This is a genomic window from Martelella lutilitoris (assembly GCF_016598595.1).
Taxonomy (GTDB): domain Bacteria; phylum Pseudomonadota; class Alphaproteobacteria; order Rhizobiales; family Rhizobiaceae; genus Martelella; species Martelella lutilitoris_A.
Genome location: NZ_CP066786.1, coordinates 512,969 through 527,654, shown reverse-complemented (window position 1 = coordinate 527,654; position 14,686 = coordinate 512,969). Strand labels below are relative to the sequence as shown.

Sequence of the window (14,686 nt, the reverse complement as noted above, 5' to 3'; positions counted from 1 at the left end):
AGGCGACCCGGCATCGGCACGCGACGCAGGTCGCTCGGGCTTCGGGGTCGCGCGGTTTCTGGCCTGCGGCAGCGGCGGGCGGTCGTCTCCGGCAAGCGCCCGTTGCGCTCGCGCCTGGCGTTCGCCTTCGCCGAGTCCTGCCGCAACCCTCTGACGTTCGGCCTGCGCCACCCTTTGTCGTTCCGCCTTTTCCTGCTTGCCGCGCCTGAGTTCAGCCTCGCGCGCTGCGGCTTCCTGCTGCATCTGCCGCTTGCGCGCGGCCTCGGCCTCATGCACGCGGATCTCCTCGCGACGGCGCTCCTCGAGAATCCGCTCTTCGAGCAGACGCTCCTCGCGGGCGCGCGCTTCCGCACGGCGGCGCTCTTCCTCGCGCTCACGCTGAAGACGCTCCTCCTCCAGGCGGGGATCGCGGATCGAACGGGGCGGCCTAGTCATAGATATCGAGCCTTCCCTCCGACAGGATCATCCGCCTGGCGTCATAGCGGTCCATCAGCGCAATATCGTGGGTGGCGATCACCACAGCCGTTCCCATCCGGTTCAGTTCGACAAGCAGGCTCAGGATGCGCCGCGCCATCGGCGGGTCGACATTGCCGGTCGGCTCGTCGGCAAGCAGCACTTCCGGCTGGTCGATCAGGGCGCGCGCGATCGCCACGCGCTGTTTCTCCCCGCCCGAAAGCACAGGCGGGCGCACATTGAGCCTCTCGCCGAGTCCGACCCATTTCAACAATTCGATCACGTCATTGCGGTAGGAAACCTCCTCCTTGCCGCGCACGCGCAGCGGCAGGGCAACATTCTCATAGGTCGTCATATGGTCCAGCAGGCGAAAATCCTGGAACACGATTCCGACGCGGCGTCGCAACATCGGCATTTCCCTGTGAGGGATGACGGCAACATCACGCTCGAACAGACGGATGAGACCGCGCGTCGGCTGCAACGCCATCAGCATCAGCCGAAGAAGCGTCGTCTTGCCCGCGCCCGACGGGCCGGTCAGAAACTGGAAGGAGTGTTTCGGTATGTCGAACGTCATGTCCCGCAGGACTTCCGGACCCATCCCGTATCGCAACCCCACATTTTCAAACTGGATCAGTGTCATGGTCAGCGGACAGCCTTCGTTCTATTTCGGCGCCATCATCGCCGATTATGCATAACAGGTGGTGAACAGAGGGCAAAGCCGGCACGCGTCGCCGGCATTATCCACGAAGAAATGCGGCCCGTCCCGCGCCCTTTCCGGCGTTTTGATTGCCGCCCGGTTGCAAAGCCATTAAAACCGGAAGTTCCCGATAGGCAATGAACGCGGCGCCCCGGCGCACCGCAGAAAATGAGGAGCGCCCCTATGCACGTCGTGCGCGGCAAGAATATCGAAGTGCTGTTCTCGACCGAGGACATCGCCAGGCGCAATGAGGAACTCGCCAATGAAATCGCGAGCGGCCCCGCCAGGGACCTGCTCGTCATCGCCATTCTGAAGGGCTCCTTTGTCTTCGCCGCAGACCTGATCCGCGCGTTGCACAAGGTGGGACTGGCACCGGAGGTCGAGTTCATGACGCTTTCGAGCTACGGCACAGGCACCGTCAGCCGCGGCGTGCGCCTGGTCAAGGACATCGACAGTGTCGTGGAGGGCCGAGACGTGCTGCTCGTCGATGACATTCTCGAATCCGGCCGCACGTTGAGATTTGCGCGCAACCTGATGCTGGAGCGCGGCGCATCCAATGTCTCGATCGCCGTGCTGCTCGACAAGCAGAACAAGCGCGAAGAGGTTCTGGAGGCCGACTATGCAGGCTTCCACTGCCCGGACCGCTTCGTCGTCGGCTACGGCATGGACGTCGCCTATGCCTTCCGCGAGCTTCCCTTTGTGGGTGTTATCACCGGTGATGCTTAACCAAGGTTAAATCGCGGTAACAGAGCTTGTTAACTACATAAATTGCCATTTTTCGATGTTTACTTCTCGCTAGGAAAGTTCTGGTGATCTCTACGGCAACAAGGCCCGGAACAACGGGCATGCCGCAAGGGTTTTGAAAAGACAGAAAGAACTGGACAGCGCCATGGCTAGGATTTTGATCACGGAAGACGAAGCATCGCTCAGGGCATTCGTCGCGCGTGCGCTCAGGCTCGACGGGCACGAAACGGTCGAGGCCTCGGACGGCGCGGAGGGGCTGGAACGCCTGGCGGAGAGCAATTACGACCTGCTTCTCTCCGATGTGCGCATGCCGATCATGGACGGCATCGCCCTTGCCCACCAGGCGGCCAGCACCCATCCGGGCATGAAGATCCTGCTGATGACCGGCTTTGCCGAACAGCGCGAACGCGCCGACGACCTGATGGAAAAGATCGTCGACGTGGTGCCGAAGCCCTTCGCCCTGCCGGATATCCGAAAGGCCGTCGCCCGCGCGCTGGCCGCGTAAGTATCTGCCTCGATCATGCCGGGTTGAACGTCCAGGGGCAGCGCATCTCTGCGTCGGCATGACGATCCGGCGGGGTCAATTCCCCGTCTCAGGCTCTAGCAAGCGCTCCAGATAAGGCGGCTCTGAGGGAAGCGGAGCATCCTCGTTCAACCGTTCGCGGATGGCGTCGAGGATTTCGCGGGCGCGCTCCACCGTAAATTCGTCCGGCACCTGAACATCATCGCCAAAATCAAGTCCGTCCGAACCCTGATTGCGGCCAAGCGGATCGCGACCGGTCTGGCTGCCCCAACCGGTCTGGCCGTTCGGGCCCTGCTGGCCTTGTCCCTGGCCCTGCGCCATCATCGAATTCATCATCTGCTGGGCGCCCTGACGCAGGGCCTCCAGCGCATTGCCCTGCCCGTCCAGCGCGCCTTCCCCCTCGCCCTCGCCGAGTGACTCGGCGGCGCCGTCCATCGCCTCTCCGGCGCGGTCGAAACCCTCGGCAGGCGGCATGCCGAGCTCGGAAAGCTTCTGCTGCATCTCTCCGAGCTGTTCTGAAAGCGCCTGCTGGCGCTCGCGAAGCTGGCGCAGCGCCTCGCGCAGTTCCTCCGCCGTCATCTCCTGCGGGGGACGCTCGCCACCATTCTCACCCTGCTGTTCGCCGTCCTGACGCGGCGGCGGGTCGCCCCACTGCTCGCGATCGCGCAGTTGCTGATCGAGTTCGAAGGTCTCGTTCATCAACCGCTGCTGTTCCTGGATCAGTTCCCCGAGCTTGTCGATCTGTTCGCGCATTTCCGAATTCGGCTGCCCGCCCTGCTGAGCCATGGAAGACGGCGGCTGGATATTGTTCATCATCCGCTGCAGTTCGGACAACAGTTGTTGAGCGGCAGCGCGATCGCCGGAGCGGGCAAGGTTTTCGAGCTGGTTCAGGAGGTTGTCGAGATCGCGCTGGCGCAGCGCCTGCTGCGCGCCCTGCTGCATCTCGGACGGCTGCATGCGCTCTGCCATTTCCGACAGATATTCCTGCATCGCCTGGCGCAATTCTTCCATCAACCGGGCGATCTCCGCATCGGAAGCGCCGTCGCGCAGCGCCTCGCTCAAGGCATCCTGCGCCTCTCTGAGACGTCGCTCGGCATCCGACAATGCGCCGTCTTCGATCCCGGTCGCGATCGCCCAGAGATAGTCCGCCGTATCGAGATAGCTCTCCTCGTCATGGGCAAGCAGCATGCGCGTCTGGGCCGATTTGATCAGCAGGAACTGCGTGAGATCGGGTATCGTCTCCTCCGGACGCAGCGTGATCGCTGCGCTGTATTGCAGCGCTTCCGGCATGGCACGGGTATCAAGTGCGAAGATCTGCCGCTGTTCGGCGACGGAACCTGCCAGCAGATTGTAGAAGTTGCGCGCCGGCAGCACCATTTCAAGCGGCGCGCTGCGCGCGACATGGCCGGCTGCGTCTTCCGCGATCAGCGTGATCGTGACCGGCTTGCCCGACAGCGGATGCTCGGTGAGGTTGCGGCTGGTGAATGCCGAATGATCCTCGCTTGAGCGAGACGGCATGTTGAGCGGAAATTCCGGCGGGGGATAAAGCGGCGTCGCATCCGCGTCGACATCGCCGGACGGGGTGATCTCGGCGCGCGCTGCCGTCACACCGTAATCATCGGAGACGGTATATTCCAGCTCCAACGCGCCGTTTGCCGCCGCCTTCGGTCTGCCCTTGAAGGCGATGACCGGCATTTCATCCGGCACGACGCCGATCACCCATTGCCGCCCGGCCGCTTCCAGCAGACCGCTTGATGACAGCGTAAAACTTGCGCCGCGCATCATCGCGCCCTCTTCGGCCTCTTTCGGCGCCTGCGGTGCGTCTGCGTTATCCGGCTGGAAGGAGATCGGAGCATCGGCCCCCTCGCCGGAAAGGCGCACGGTCAGCACCGAGCCTTCGGGAATGTTCTCGACCTGATCGACGCCGTCGGCCTGGAGATAGACCGGCGCCTGACGGGTATAGGGCGGCGGGGAGATCCAGGCATCGAACCGGAGCGCCAGCGCCGTCTCGCTTTCTTCCGCCGGCGGCAGGAAGGCATCGGCAAGCCGGCCAGAGCCCGTCGCCCCGGCATAGAAGAAGGCGACGAACAGCAACAGCGCGGGTACGGCGCGCAGGCCGTACGGATCAACGGCAGAAAAGTCCGCCCGGGCATGGCCGGAGTCGAGACTGCCAAGCTTTTCGGCCATGCGGCGCTGGTGGGCATGCCACAGGGCAAGCGCCTCCGGCGTCTCCCGCGCCGGCCTGTCGCCCGCAACGGAAACGGCCTGATGGGCAAGCCCGTTCTCCCGTTCCAGCCGCCGCTCGGCGTCTGCCCGGGTTGGCATTTTGAACCGCCGCAGCGGCCAGAACCCCGCAAAAAAGCCGCCGACAAGCAGCAGAAGGAGAACGACCCTCAGGGCAAACGGCACCGCGTGAAACAGGCCGAGCCAGGAAAAGGAAAGGTAGAGCGCAAGAGCACAGGCGGGCCAGACGAGGCCCGGGGCCAGGCGTTCAACGACAAGGTTGAAGCGGGCAAAGGCGCGACCGCGGGCAATGCGCCGCATCAGCGCCCTGCCTTGTCTGCCCTGGTCCGGGTCTTGCGTGCCGGTGTCTTGCTGTCGCGCGGTCATGGGTCCCGTTTGTCGCGCCTTTCGGCGGCGGCGTGAGCGATACGAAAACCATAGCACGGTTTATGACGATAGCGAGGAGACGAAGACGAATTTGGAGAAATCCGTCTTCAAGACTTTGCGAGCAGGGTCACATCCAGTCCGGCACGGAATCAAGCCCGATCAGCTCTTCGTAGCTGCCACGCGGGCGGACGACATGGTAGCGGTCGCCGTCAACCAGCACCTCCGGCACCAGAAGGCGGGTATTGTAGGTGCCGGCCTGCACCGCGCCATAGGCGCCGGCCGTCGAGACCGCCAGAAGATCGCCCGGTTCGGGCCGTCCCATCTCGCGCGCAAGCGCCAGATAGTCCCCCGTCTCGCAGACCGGGCCGACGACATCGGCCGTCAGCCGCTTGGCCTTCGGATTCAGCACCACGGGACGGATGGCATGATAGGCGTCGTAAAGCGTCGGGCGGATCAGGTCGTTCATCGCGCCGTCAACGATGACGAAGCTTTTCGCCTCCGCGTCCTTCACATAGATCACTTCGGTGACGAAAATCCCGGCATTCCCGGCGATCATCCGCCCCGGTTCGGCGACGATCCGGCAATCAAGGCCGGCCAGTTCCTCGCGGATGACGGCCGCGTAAGCCGTCGGCTCCGGCGGCGGGTTGTTGTCGAACTGATAGGGAATGCCGAGCCCGCCGCCGACGTCGACATGATCGATCGCATGGCCCTTTGCCCGCAGAGCCGAAACCAGCGTCTTCATCAGCCGGAAGGCATCGCGGAAGGGCGAGAGTTCGGTAATCTGGCTGCCGATATGCATGTCGATCCCGGTGACGCGGATGCCGGGCAGTTCCGCCGCGCGGGCATAGACGGCCTCGGCGCGCGAAAAGGCGATGCCGAACTTGTTTTCCTTCCTGCCCGTCGAAATCTTGGCATGGGTCCTGGCATCCACATCCGGATTGATGCGGAAGGAAACCGGGGCCTCCAGCCCCTTGGCAGCGGCGCGCGCGCTCAAAACCTCAAGTTCCGGCTCGGATTCGACATTGAAGCAGTAGATGCCGGTCTCCAGCGCGAAATCGATTTCCCGCACCGTCTTGCCGACGCCGGAAAACACGATCTTTTCCGGAGCGACGCCAGCGGCCAGCGCGCGGCGCAATTCGCCCTCGGAGACCACGTCCATACCCGCCCCGAGACCGGCCAGAAGCTTCAGGATCGCCTGGTTGGAATTGGCCTTCACGGCATAGCAGACAAGCGCGTCCGAACCGGCAAAGGCCTCGGCGAAGACCTTGTAGTGGCGCGTGAACGTGGCCGTGGAATAGCAATAGAAAGGCGTGCCGACGGCCTCGGCGATTGCCGGAATGGAAACGCCCTCGGCAAAGAGCACGCCGTCGCGATATTCGAAATGGTTCACGAGAAAGGACCCGCCTAGTTGAGAAGGGAATCGAGGAAGAAGGGTTCGCCATCGACGGCCGCATCCGGCCCGGCATTGATGACATTGTCGCCGGAGCCATCAAGGATGACCGGTTTGTCGTTCGGCGCGATGCGGATGGCAGGCGTATTGGCATTTTTCGCCTCGCGCTCGGCCTGTTTCGGCGTTGCCGGCGGCACTTCCAGCGGGCCACGCCGCCCGCAAGCGGTCAACACCAGTGCGCTCGCCAATAATGCCGCAACGGCGATCCTGTCTTTTCTCATGGCACTTTCCACCGCAAGCCTGAACAAACCCGATGCCTCTCCTGATAGCCGATCAGGCGAGGCTTGTGCACCCTCAAACGCGCGAATTCAAACGCGCTCGCGCCACCAGGCGATCTGTTTTCTCACCTCGTCCGGCGCCGTGCCGCCGAAGCTCTTGCGGCTGGCCACCGAGGCCTCGACCGTCAGCACATCGAATATGCCGGCCGTAATCGCCGGGTTAATCTCCTGAAGCTCTTCAAGAGACAGTCCGGCAAGGTCACAGCCCTTTTTCTCGGCGAGCGCCACCGCATGACCGGTCGCGTGATGGGCATCGCGGAAGGGCAGCCCCGCCTCGCGCACCAGCCAGTCGGCGAGGTCGGTCGCGGTGGAGAAACCGGAGCCTGCGGCAGCCTTCATCGCGGCCACATTGATGGTCAGGTCGCCGATCATGCCGGTCATGGCGGCAATCGCCAGATCGAGGCTTTTCGCGGCGTCGAAGACCTGTTCCTTGTCTTCCTGCATATCCTTGGAATAGGCGAGCGGCAGGCCCTTCATCACCGTCAGAAGTGCGACCAGCGCGCCGTTGACGCGACCGGTCTTGGCGCGCACCAGTTCGGCGGCATCCGGGTTCTTCTTCTGCGGCATGATCGAGGAGCCGGTGGAGAAACTATCCGACAGCCGGACGAAATTGAACTGCGGCGTCGACCAGATGACGATCTCTTCGGCGAGGCGCGAAAGATGCGTCGAGCAAATGGCAGCGACCGACAGAAACTCCAGCGCAAAATCGCGATCCGATACCGTGTCGATCGAGTTGCGCGTCGGACCGCCGGAAAAGCCGAGCGCTTCGGCCGTCATGTGGCGATCGATGGCAAAGCCCGTGCCGGCCAGCGCCGCAGCGCCGAGCGGGCTTTCGTCCAGATGTTCGATCGCGTGGCGCACGCGCTTGCGGTCGCGGCCAAACATTTCGACATAGGCCATGCAATGATGACCGAAAGTGACGGGCTGGGCGGTCTGCAAATGGGTAAAGCCCGGCATCACCGTTTCGGCATGTTCCTCGGCACGCATCAGGAACACGCCGATCAGGCGCGTCAGCGCCGCTTCCGTCTTGATCAGTTCCTTCTTCACCCACAGACGAAAATCGAGCGCCACCTGATCATTGCGCGAGCGCGCCGTGTGCAGTCGTCCGGCGGCGGCGCCGATCAGTTCGCGCAGGCGCGATTCGATATTCATGTGAATATCTTCGAGCTGGCGCGAGAAGGTGAAACGTCCCTCCTCGATCTCACGACGAATTGTTGAAAGCCCCTCCAGAATTGAGGCCTTGTCCTCTTCCGAAATGATGCCCTTTTCGGCAAGCATGGTGGCATGCGCAATCGAGCCGTCGATATCCTCGTTATAGAGAGCCTTGTCGAAATCGATGGAGGCATTTATCTCCTCCATGATCGCGTCGGGGCCGGAGGCGAAACGCCCGCCCCACATTGTGTTCGAGGTGCTGTTGTCGGAAGCCATGACGTGCCTATCTGGAGAGTGACATGACGAAGAAGAGCCGCAAGAGCCCCATCTCCGCCAGACTTGTTCTTATCGCGCTTGTTGCCGGGCTCATCGCCGGCGCTGTGGCGGTATACGTGAAAAATACGTTCACTGGCAATGGCGCGGGTGAACTGGCGACGGCAGGCCAGTGTGAAATGGCGGTTGAGACCGCAGCCAAGCTCAAACCGCTGTCAAAAGGCGAGGTCGCGGCCTTCATTCCCGCCGAAGAACCACGCCCGATGCAGAACCTCGCCTTCAATTCCGACGCCGGAGAGACATCGCTCTCCGCCTTCAAGGGCAAGACTGTGCTGATGAACCTCTGGGCCACATGGTGCGTGCCCTGCCGCGAGGAAATGCCGGCGCTCGATGAGCTCGAAGCCGAAATGGGCAGCGACGGTTTCGAGGTCGTCGCCGTCAACATCGACACGGGCTCGGATGAAAAGCCGAAGAAATTTCTTGACGAGATCGGCATCTCGTCACTGGCCTTCTACCGCGACGGAACCATGGGCGTGTTCAACACGCTGAAAAAGGACGGCCTCGCCTTCGGCCTGCCCTCCACCCTCCTGATCGACGAGAACGGCTGTCTGCTCGGCTCCATGAACGGCCCGGCCGAATGGGCAAGCGACGATGCCAAGGCGCTGGTGAGGGCGTCGCTCGCAAGGTGACGCCGATTAAAACCCGATCGCCCGCAGCAGCAGGAAACAGCCGGCGGACAGAAGCGCAGCCGCCGGTACCGTAATCACCCAGGCGGCGATGATCGTCATGAAATGCGAGCGCCGCACGAGCTTGCGGCGCGCGCGCTCCTGGCCGGGAATGCGGCGGGCCACCGGCCGCTCCATCTCGACGCGCCGGGCGCGGCGTTCCATGTACCATTCGCGGAAGAAGCCGACGCCGAAGACGCCGCCGACGGCGATATGGGTGGAGCTCACCGGCAGGCCGAGCCATGAGGCGGCGATCACAGTCACGGCAGCCGACAGCGCGACGCAATAGGCGCGCATCGGGTTGAGCTTGGTGATCTGGCTGCCGACCATGCCGATCAGCTTCGGTCCGAACAGCACGAGGCCGAAGGAGATGCCGAGCGCGCCGATCATCATCACCCAGAGCGGGATGGCGACCTCGCCGGCGACTGCAGAAGACTTCTGCACATAGGCGATCGCCGCCAGCGGGCCGACGGCATTGGCCACGTCGTTGGCGCCATGGGCGAAGGACAGAAGCGCTGCCGAGACCACCAGCGGCAGGCGGAACAGCGACTTCAGCGAGCGGTTGCGGTTTTCCAGCCCCGCCGCCTGCCGCCGGATGAACGGCACCGACAGGAGCCACATGGCGATCCCGGCGACAAGGCCGATCAGAAGCGCCGTGCCGAGATCGATGGAAATGACCTTCTTCAGGCCCTTCATTGCCAGATAGGCGGCAAAGGCGGCGCTCATCACCCCGATCAGCACAGGCACCCAGACCCGCGCGGCGGCAATCTTGTCCTCGACATAGATCACCCGCCACTTGATGAAGGCGAGCATGGCCGCCGCAATAACGCCGCCAAGCAGCGGCGAGATCACCCAGCTTGCCGCGATCGCCCCCATGGTCGGCCAGTTCACCGTTGCCAGTCCCGCCGCCATGATGCCGGCGCCCATGACGCCGCCGACCATGGAATGGGTGGTTGAGACCGGCGCGCCGATCCATGTCGCAAGATTGACCCAGACCGAGGCCGCCAGAAGGGCCGCCATCATCGCCCGCACGAACACAGCCGTGCTGGCAAGGGCCGAGGGATCGATAATGCCCTTGGAGATGGTGGAGACCACGTCGCCGCCGGCCAGCAGCGCGCCGGCGCTTTCACAAACAGCGGCAATGGCGATGGCGCCGAGCAGCGACAGCGCCTTGGCGCCGACGGCCGGCCCCATATTGTTGGCGACGTCATTGGCGCCGATATTGAGCGCCATATAGGCGCCGAAGGCCGCTGCCACGACCACCGCCAGGCTCTGCGGCTCGCCGCCGGTAAAGATCGCCGCTGCCACCACGGTCAGCGTCACGAAAACGAGGCTGACGCCGACGCCCACCAGCGGGCGGGCGGTATACATGGTGGCCTCTTCCAGACGCGTCAGACGATTGAGGTCCTTGTCGAGCGTCTTCCAGTGCGGCGTGGCATCATCAGTCACTGTGCATGTCCTTGCAGTCCAAAGGTCCTTCCGGACGGTCCCACGCCGGTTAGCCGCGCCGCGCCGCGCCGATGCGCTTCGGGAAATCCTTCAGGATCGTCTTGAGCTCCGGTTCCTGCACGGCGCGGGCCGCGTCTTCAGGCGTCATCCAGGCGCGCTTGCGCTCGTCCATCTCCGGAAAGCTGTCGAGAAGCGTCTCGACCCGCACCGCATAAACATGGACGTCGGTCGTCACCGGCAATTCGCCGCCGACAATCTTCTTGTAGCGATAGCGCCCGAGCCAGCGGTGGTCCCTGTCTGCGGGTTTCACCCCGGCCTCTTCCCAGGCTTCCTGCAGCGCCGTGCCGGCGCCGTCGGTGCCTGTGACCGGCCAGCCCTTGGGGATGATCCAGCGCCTCGTCGTGCGCGAGGTGATGAGCAGAACCTGCGGGCCGTCTACTCCTTCGCGGTGGCAAAGGGCTGCGATCTGCACGCGCGCGGGCCGACCCAGAAGGGGGGCGAGGTAATTATTCCAGAAACGGGAAAGCATTCATAAAACCGTCATAAAGCGGAAAAGTGGGGCTTGTTTAGTGAAAAAAGCGTCGATACTCAAGTCGCAATTGAGGTGTGGACTGCGGCGCGGCGCGTTCTGCAGGCCAGTCTTGACTGACGAAAAGCCGTTCAGCCAAGCCGCCTCTCGAGCTTGTCGATCACCGCCTTGGCGAGCGTCTGCGGCTTGACGGCCAGCGCCGGCTCTTCCTGCCCCAGCCGTTCGGCCATGTCCTTCAAGCCGAAAGCGGCGGCCGACTTCAGCTCCTTCAGTTCGTCCCAGGTGACGGGGGTGGCCACAGGGGCGCCGGGCCGGGCGCGGACGGAATAGGGCAGGATCGCGGTCGCCCCGCGTTCGTTGCGCAGCCAGTCGATGAAGATCTTCCCCTTGCGCTTGTCCTTCGTCATGGTGGCAGTGAAGCGATCCGGCTCCCGCTCCGCCATCAGGTGGGCGAGCGTCTTGGCGAAGGATTTGAGCGTCTCCCAGCCAACGGTGCGCCGAAGCGGCACGACAACGTGGATGCCCTTGCCGCCGGTCGCCATCGCATAGGCCTCAAGCCCGATATCTTTCAGCAGGGCCTTCAGGTCGAAAGCCGCCTGCTTCGTTTCGGCAAAGCCAAGCTTCTCGTCGGGATCGAGATCGAACACCATCCGGTCAGGTCGTTCCAGCCGGTCGGCGCGCGCCGCCCAGCCGTGAAACTCAATCGTGCCCATCTGGGCGGCGGCGACATAGCCTTCCGCGCCCGAAGCATAGAGATATTCTCCCGTCTCTCCGTCCTTTTCCGCAATGTCGATCCGGGTCAGCTCATCGGGAAAGCCCTTGCCAGCGTGTTTCTGGAAAAAGCACTCCCCCTCGATGCCGGCGGGGCAGCGCAGCAGCGAAATCGGGCGTTCGCCGCAGATTTCGACCATGCGTTCGCCGACGAGACCATAATGCCGGGCGATATCGAGCTTGCTCACCCCGGCCTTCGCAAAGAGTTCGCGGTCCGGATGGGTTATCGTGATGCCTTCGACCTTGACGTCGCTGCGCGTCTCGTTTTCCGGTGTCACCTCTTCCGCCTCCTTGTCGCCGCGCAGGCCGAGATAAGCGCCGTGGCGCACATGCCCTTCGGCGGTCAGCTCCGCGAACTCGATTTCCGCCACAAGTTTCGGCGTAACCCAGGCAGCATCCCGCGCGATCGCCCCCGGCACATCTTCGAAAGGAGCGGTCTTGCGGGAAAGGCTCTTCAGCTTGCCGCCCAACCGGTCGAGTTCATTCGCCGAAAACCCTGTCCCGGCGCGGCCACGATAGCACAGACGTCCGTCATCCGCATATTGTCCGAGCAACAGCGAGGCGAAGGCGCGGCCTCTTTTCGAAGAGGGCGAATAGCCGCCGATGACGAACTCCTGCCGCTTGCCGCACTTGACCTTGCGCCAGCTTTTCGTGCGGCTGTGGCGATAGGGCGCATCGGCCTTCTTGGAGACGATGCCCTCGCCGCCGGCCTTGCAGATCTTCTCGAGAATGTCGCCGCCATTGCCCTCGACCCAGGCCGAAACCCGCACCTTGCCCTCTTCGAGGTCAAGCGGCGCAAGCGCCTCCTCCAGCGCCGCCTTGCGCTCAAGAAGCGGCCGGTCGGTAAGCGTCCTGCCATTGCGCTCAAGGATGTCGAACACATAATAGAGGAGCGGCGCACCATCATGAAGCGCCGCCTGCAACGCGGAAAAGGCCGAGCCGTTTTTGGGAACATCGGCCGCCATGATCTCGCCGTCCAGCAACAGGCTCTCGCCTTCCAGCGCGTCAAAGGCATCGGCAAGCGCCTGGTATTTGTCGGTCCAGTCCTGGCCCGAGCGGGTGAAGAAGCGCGGCCCGCCCTTGCCCACGGCGGCTATGCAGCGATAGCCGTCAAATTTGGTTTCGTGGATCCAGCTTTCGCCTTCCGGCACCGCGTCGTAGAGCGTGGCCAGTTGGGGCTTCCTGAATTTCGGCATTTTCCCGCCGGAAGATCCTGACTTCGACCCGGTCCTTTTCGGCTTCCCATCCTGTTCGATCGCGTCGAGCAAGCGCCCGGTCTTGACGCTGGTCTCAAAGGTGCCCGTCAGATGATCGGCCTCGTCGCCGGCCATGCCGTCGCGCTCCTTGATCAGCAGCCAGTTCTCGCGCCTTTCGCTCTTCCTGCCGCGCATGCGCACCAGCGCCCAGCCGCCGTTCATGCGTTCGCCCTTGAGGCGGAATTTCAGTTTGCCCTCGGAAAGCCCCTGTTCGGGGTCCCCAACCGGTTCCCATGTGCCGCGATCCCAGACCATGACCGTGCCGCCGCCATACTGGTCCTTCGGGATCGTGCCTTCGAAGCCGGCATAGTCGAGCGGATGGTCCTCGGTGCGCACCGCCAGCCGCTTTTCCCGCGGATCGTCGCTCGGTCCGCGCGTCACCGCCCAGCTCAGGAGCGTGCCGTCCCATTCCAGCCGAAAGTCATAGTGAAGTCGGGAGGCATCGTGTTTCTGCACCACGAAGGAAAGCTTGTCCTTGCGGCTTTTCCTGCGGGTTCCGCGCCCAGGCTCCCCGGTTCGCGAAAAATCGCGGCGCGTCACGTATTCTGCAAGTCTGTCGACCTCGACCATGTCATGATGCCTTTTTTGCGCGTGCCGGTTTTCGGCTTGGCTTTGCCCTTCGCTCCGGATGAGGATTTTCCGCCGCCGGTTTTCGTTCCCTCAAGGCTCTTCTTCAAGGCGCCCATCAGGTCCACCACGTTTTCGCCGCTGCCGCCGCCGTCGTCGTGATCTGCCTTTGCGCGCGGCGTGCGGCGGTTCTTCTGCTTCTTCGCGAGCAGATCCTCCAGCGCCTCGCGGTAATGATCCCGGAAATCCTCCGGGCTGAAAGCGGCGGTCTTCTTATCGATCAGCGAGGTTGCCACATCGAGAAGCTCGTCGTCGCTCGCCTCGTCCTCGATCGCGCTGAACAGCGGATCGGCATTGCGGATTTCGTCGGCATAATGCAGCGTCTCGAGCAGAAGTCCGTCGCCGCAGGGACGGACGGCTGCCAGATATTCCTTGCCGCGCATGGTCAGTTGCCCAAGCGCCGTCTTTTCCGAGCGCCGCAGCGCATCGCGGATCACGCGATAGGCATCTTCCGCCAGTTCGTCGGCCGGAACGATGTAGTAAGGCTTGTCGAAATAGATCGGCGGAATCTCGCAGGTGCGGACGAACTGGACGAGTTCGAAGGTCTTTTTCGTCTCGAGCCTGATTGCATCGATCTCTTCGGGGTCAATCAGCACATATTCACCGTCCTGCTCATATCCCTTGACGATATCGTCCGGATCGACAGGCCCCACACCTTCGGCCACCTTCTCGTAGCGGATGCGCTTTCCGGTCGGCTCGTGAATCTGGCGGAAGGACACATTGGCCGAGCGTCGCGTGGCGGAGTGAAGCTCCACCGCGATCGACACCAGCGAAAGTCGCATCTGCCCTTTCCATATTGCCCGTGATGCCATGCCAGTCTCCCCAGCTCTTTGGCGATTCAACGGCCAGGCCGCGGCAATGTTCCCGGCAGCGAGACGACGGTGCTGCGCGCCGGTTTGCTTCTGATGCGCAGGGCCTATGTGAAAGCGGCGGGTTGCCGGAGACCGACGCGTCCGGCTCAGCCCCTGCAGCGGCAATAACGGGTGCTCGCGGCGCGAGACGCGCGGCTCAAACAGCGCATCACCGGCATCAATCACCGCCGTCCAGCCATATTTTGCAGCGCAAACCTTGCCCTCCAGCACCCAAATCCGTATTGACTGTCGTCAATGAACCCCGGACCCGGTGAAAACCCGGGTGGCTCTTCCGGCC

At 63.4% G+C, this 14,686-nt stretch carries 12 protein-coding genes and 1 other annotated feature (1 of these 13 only partly in view); of the genes, 3 read left to right on the top strand and 9 right to left on the bottom strand.

The window, feature by feature from the left end; all coding sequences use genetic code 11:
- Nucleotides 1-427: 427 nt before the first annotated feature.
- Complete coding sequence (gene ftsE / locus JET14_RS02465; protein ID WP_200337964.1) at nucleotides 428-1,087, bottom strand: cell division ATP-binding protein FtsE; 660 nt, start codon at nucleotides 1,085-1,087, stop codon at nucleotides 428-430.
- Between the two features lie 246 nt (nucleotides 1,088-1,333).
- Here ftsE and hpt point away from each other — a divergent pair, with 246 nt between their 5' ends.
- A complete protein-coding gene (gene hpt / locus JET14_RS02460) occupies nucleotides 1,334-1,876 on the top strand; it encodes a hypoxanthine phosphoribosyltransferase (protein WP_200336647.1) in 543 nt (180 codons plus the stop codon).
- Between the two features lie 163 nt (nucleotides 1,877-2,039).
- A complete protein-coding gene (locus tag JET14_RS02455) occupies nucleotides 2,040-2,399 on the top strand; it encodes a response regulator (protein WP_024707780.1) in 360 nt (119 codons plus the stop codon).
- Between the two features lie 75 nt (nucleotides 2,400-2,474).
- On the opposite strand, the gene JET14_RS02450 is transcribed toward JET14_RS02455, so the two are convergent.
- The 4 genes from JET14_RS02450 to argH form a co-directional block, all read right to left on the bottom strand.
- Nucleotides 2,475-5,027: a TIGR02302 family protein gene (locus JET14_RS02450; protein ID WP_200336646.1), complete on the bottom strand. Its 2,553-nt coding sequence runs from the start codon at nucleotides 5,025-5,027 to the stop codon at nucleotides 2,475-2,477.
- Nucleotides 5,028-5,154: 127 nt separating this feature from the next.
- Nucleotides 5,155-6,417 carry a diaminopimelate decarboxylase gene (gene lysA, locus JET14_RS02445; RefSeq protein ID WP_200336645.1) on the bottom strand — a complete coding sequence of 421 codons (1,263 nt, stop codon included), beginning with the start codon at nucleotides 6,415-6,417 and terminating at the stop codon, nucleotides 5,155-5,157.
- A gap of 14 nt (nucleotides 6,418-6,431) precedes the next feature.
- Nucleotides 6,432-6,698 carry an LPS translocon maturation chaperone LptM gene (gene lptM / locus JET14_RS02440; protein ID WP_200336644.1) on the bottom strand — a complete coding sequence of 89 codons (267 nt, stop codon included), beginning with the start codon at nucleotides 6,696-6,698 and terminating at the stop codon, nucleotides 6,432-6,434.
- Between the two features lie 87 nt (nucleotides 6,699-6,785).
- Nucleotides 6,786-8,183: an argininosuccinate lyase gene (argH, locus tag JET14_RS02435; protein WP_200336643.1), complete on the bottom strand. Its 1,398-nt coding sequence runs from the start codon at nucleotides 8,181-8,183 to the stop codon at nucleotides 6,786-6,788.
- Between the two features lie 23 nt (nucleotides 8,184-8,206).
- On the opposite strand from argH, the gene tlpA reads away from it, so the two are divergent.
- Nucleotides 8,207-8,869 (top strand): thiol:disulfide interchange protein TlpA, encoded by a 663-nt coding sequence (tlpA, locus tag JET14_RS02430; RefSeq protein WP_200336642.1) that lies wholly within the window; start codon nucleotides 8,207-8,209, stop codon nucleotides 8,867-8,869.
- Nucleotides 8,870-8,875: 6 nt separating this feature from the next.
- On the opposite strand, the gene JET14_RS02425 is transcribed toward tlpA, so the two are convergent.
- The 4 genes from JET14_RS02425 to JET14_RS02410 all read right to left on the bottom strand — a co-directional run bounded on the left by JET14_RS02425 (nucleotide 8,876) and on the right by JET14_RS02410 (nucleotide 14,349).
- Nucleotides 8,876-10,354, bottom strand: a complete 1,479-nt coding sequence (locus JET14_RS02425) for an inorganic phosphate transporter (protein WP_200336641.1) — start codon at nucleotides 10,352-10,354, stop codon at nucleotides 8,876-8,878.
- 49 nt (nucleotides 10,355-10,403) lie between these two features.
- A complete protein-coding gene (locus tag JET14_RS02420) occupies nucleotides 10,404-10,883 on the bottom strand; it encodes an NUDIX hydrolase (RefSeq protein ID WP_200336640.1) in 480 nt (159 codons plus the stop codon).
- 131 nt (nucleotides 10,884-11,014) lie between these two features.
- Nucleotides 11,015-13,480 carry a DNA ligase D gene (gene ligD, locus JET14_RS02415; protein ID WP_200336639.1) on the bottom strand — a complete coding sequence of 822 codons (2,466 nt, stop codon included), beginning with the start codon at nucleotides 13,478-13,480 and terminating at the stop codon, nucleotides 11,015-11,017.
- Nucleotides 13,447-14,349: a Ku protein gene (locus JET14_RS02410; RefSeq protein ID WP_200336638.1), complete on the bottom strand. Its 903-nt coding sequence runs from the start codon at nucleotides 14,347-14,349 to the stop codon at nucleotides 13,447-13,449. The genes ligD and JET14_RS02410 overlap by 34 nt, the downstream gene beginning before the upstream one ends.
- A 300-nt stretch (nucleotides 14,350-14,649) precedes the next feature.
- Nucleotides 14,650-14,686: a sequence feature (sul1 is cis-regulatory element that is thought to sense ions involved in sulfur or methionine metabolism; They are found in Alphaproteobacteria), on the top strand; it runs 19 nt beyond the window's last position.

Coding starts and splice junctions, on each gene's coding strand:
- JET14_RS02450 (WP_200336646.1), bottom strand. CDS start 5,027: ATGACCGCGCGACAGCAAGACACCGGCACGCAAGACCCGGACCAGGGC.
- argH (WP_200336643.1), bottom strand. CDS start 8,183: ATGGCTTCCGACAACAGCACCTCGAACACAATGTGGGGCGGGCGTTTC.
- ligD (WP_200336639.1), bottom strand. CDS start 13,480: ATGGTCGAGGTCGACAGACTTGCAGAATACGTGACGCGCCGCGATTTT.
- JET14_RS02455 (WP_024707780.1), top strand. CDS start 2,040: ATGGCTAGGATTTTGATCACGGAAGACGAAGCATCGCTCAGGGCATTC.
- JET14_RS02420 (WP_200336640.1), bottom strand. CDS start 10,883: ATGCTTTCCCGTTTCTGGAATAATTACCTCGCCCCCCTTCTGGGTCGG.
- tlpA (WP_200336642.1), top strand. CDS start 8,207: ATGACGAAGAAGAGCCGCAAGAGCCCCATCTCCGCCAGACTTGTTCTT.
- JET14_RS02410 (WP_200336638.1), bottom strand. CDS start 14,349: ATGGCATCACGGGCAATATGGAAAGGGCAGATGCGACTTTCGCTGGTG.
- lptM (WP_200336644.1), bottom strand. CDS start 6,698: ATGAGAAAAGACAGGATCGCCGTTGCGGCATTATTGGCGAGCGCACTG.
- hpt (WP_200336647.1), top strand. CDS start 1,334: ATGCACGTCGTGCGCGGCAAGAATATCGAAGTGCTGTTCTCGACCGAG.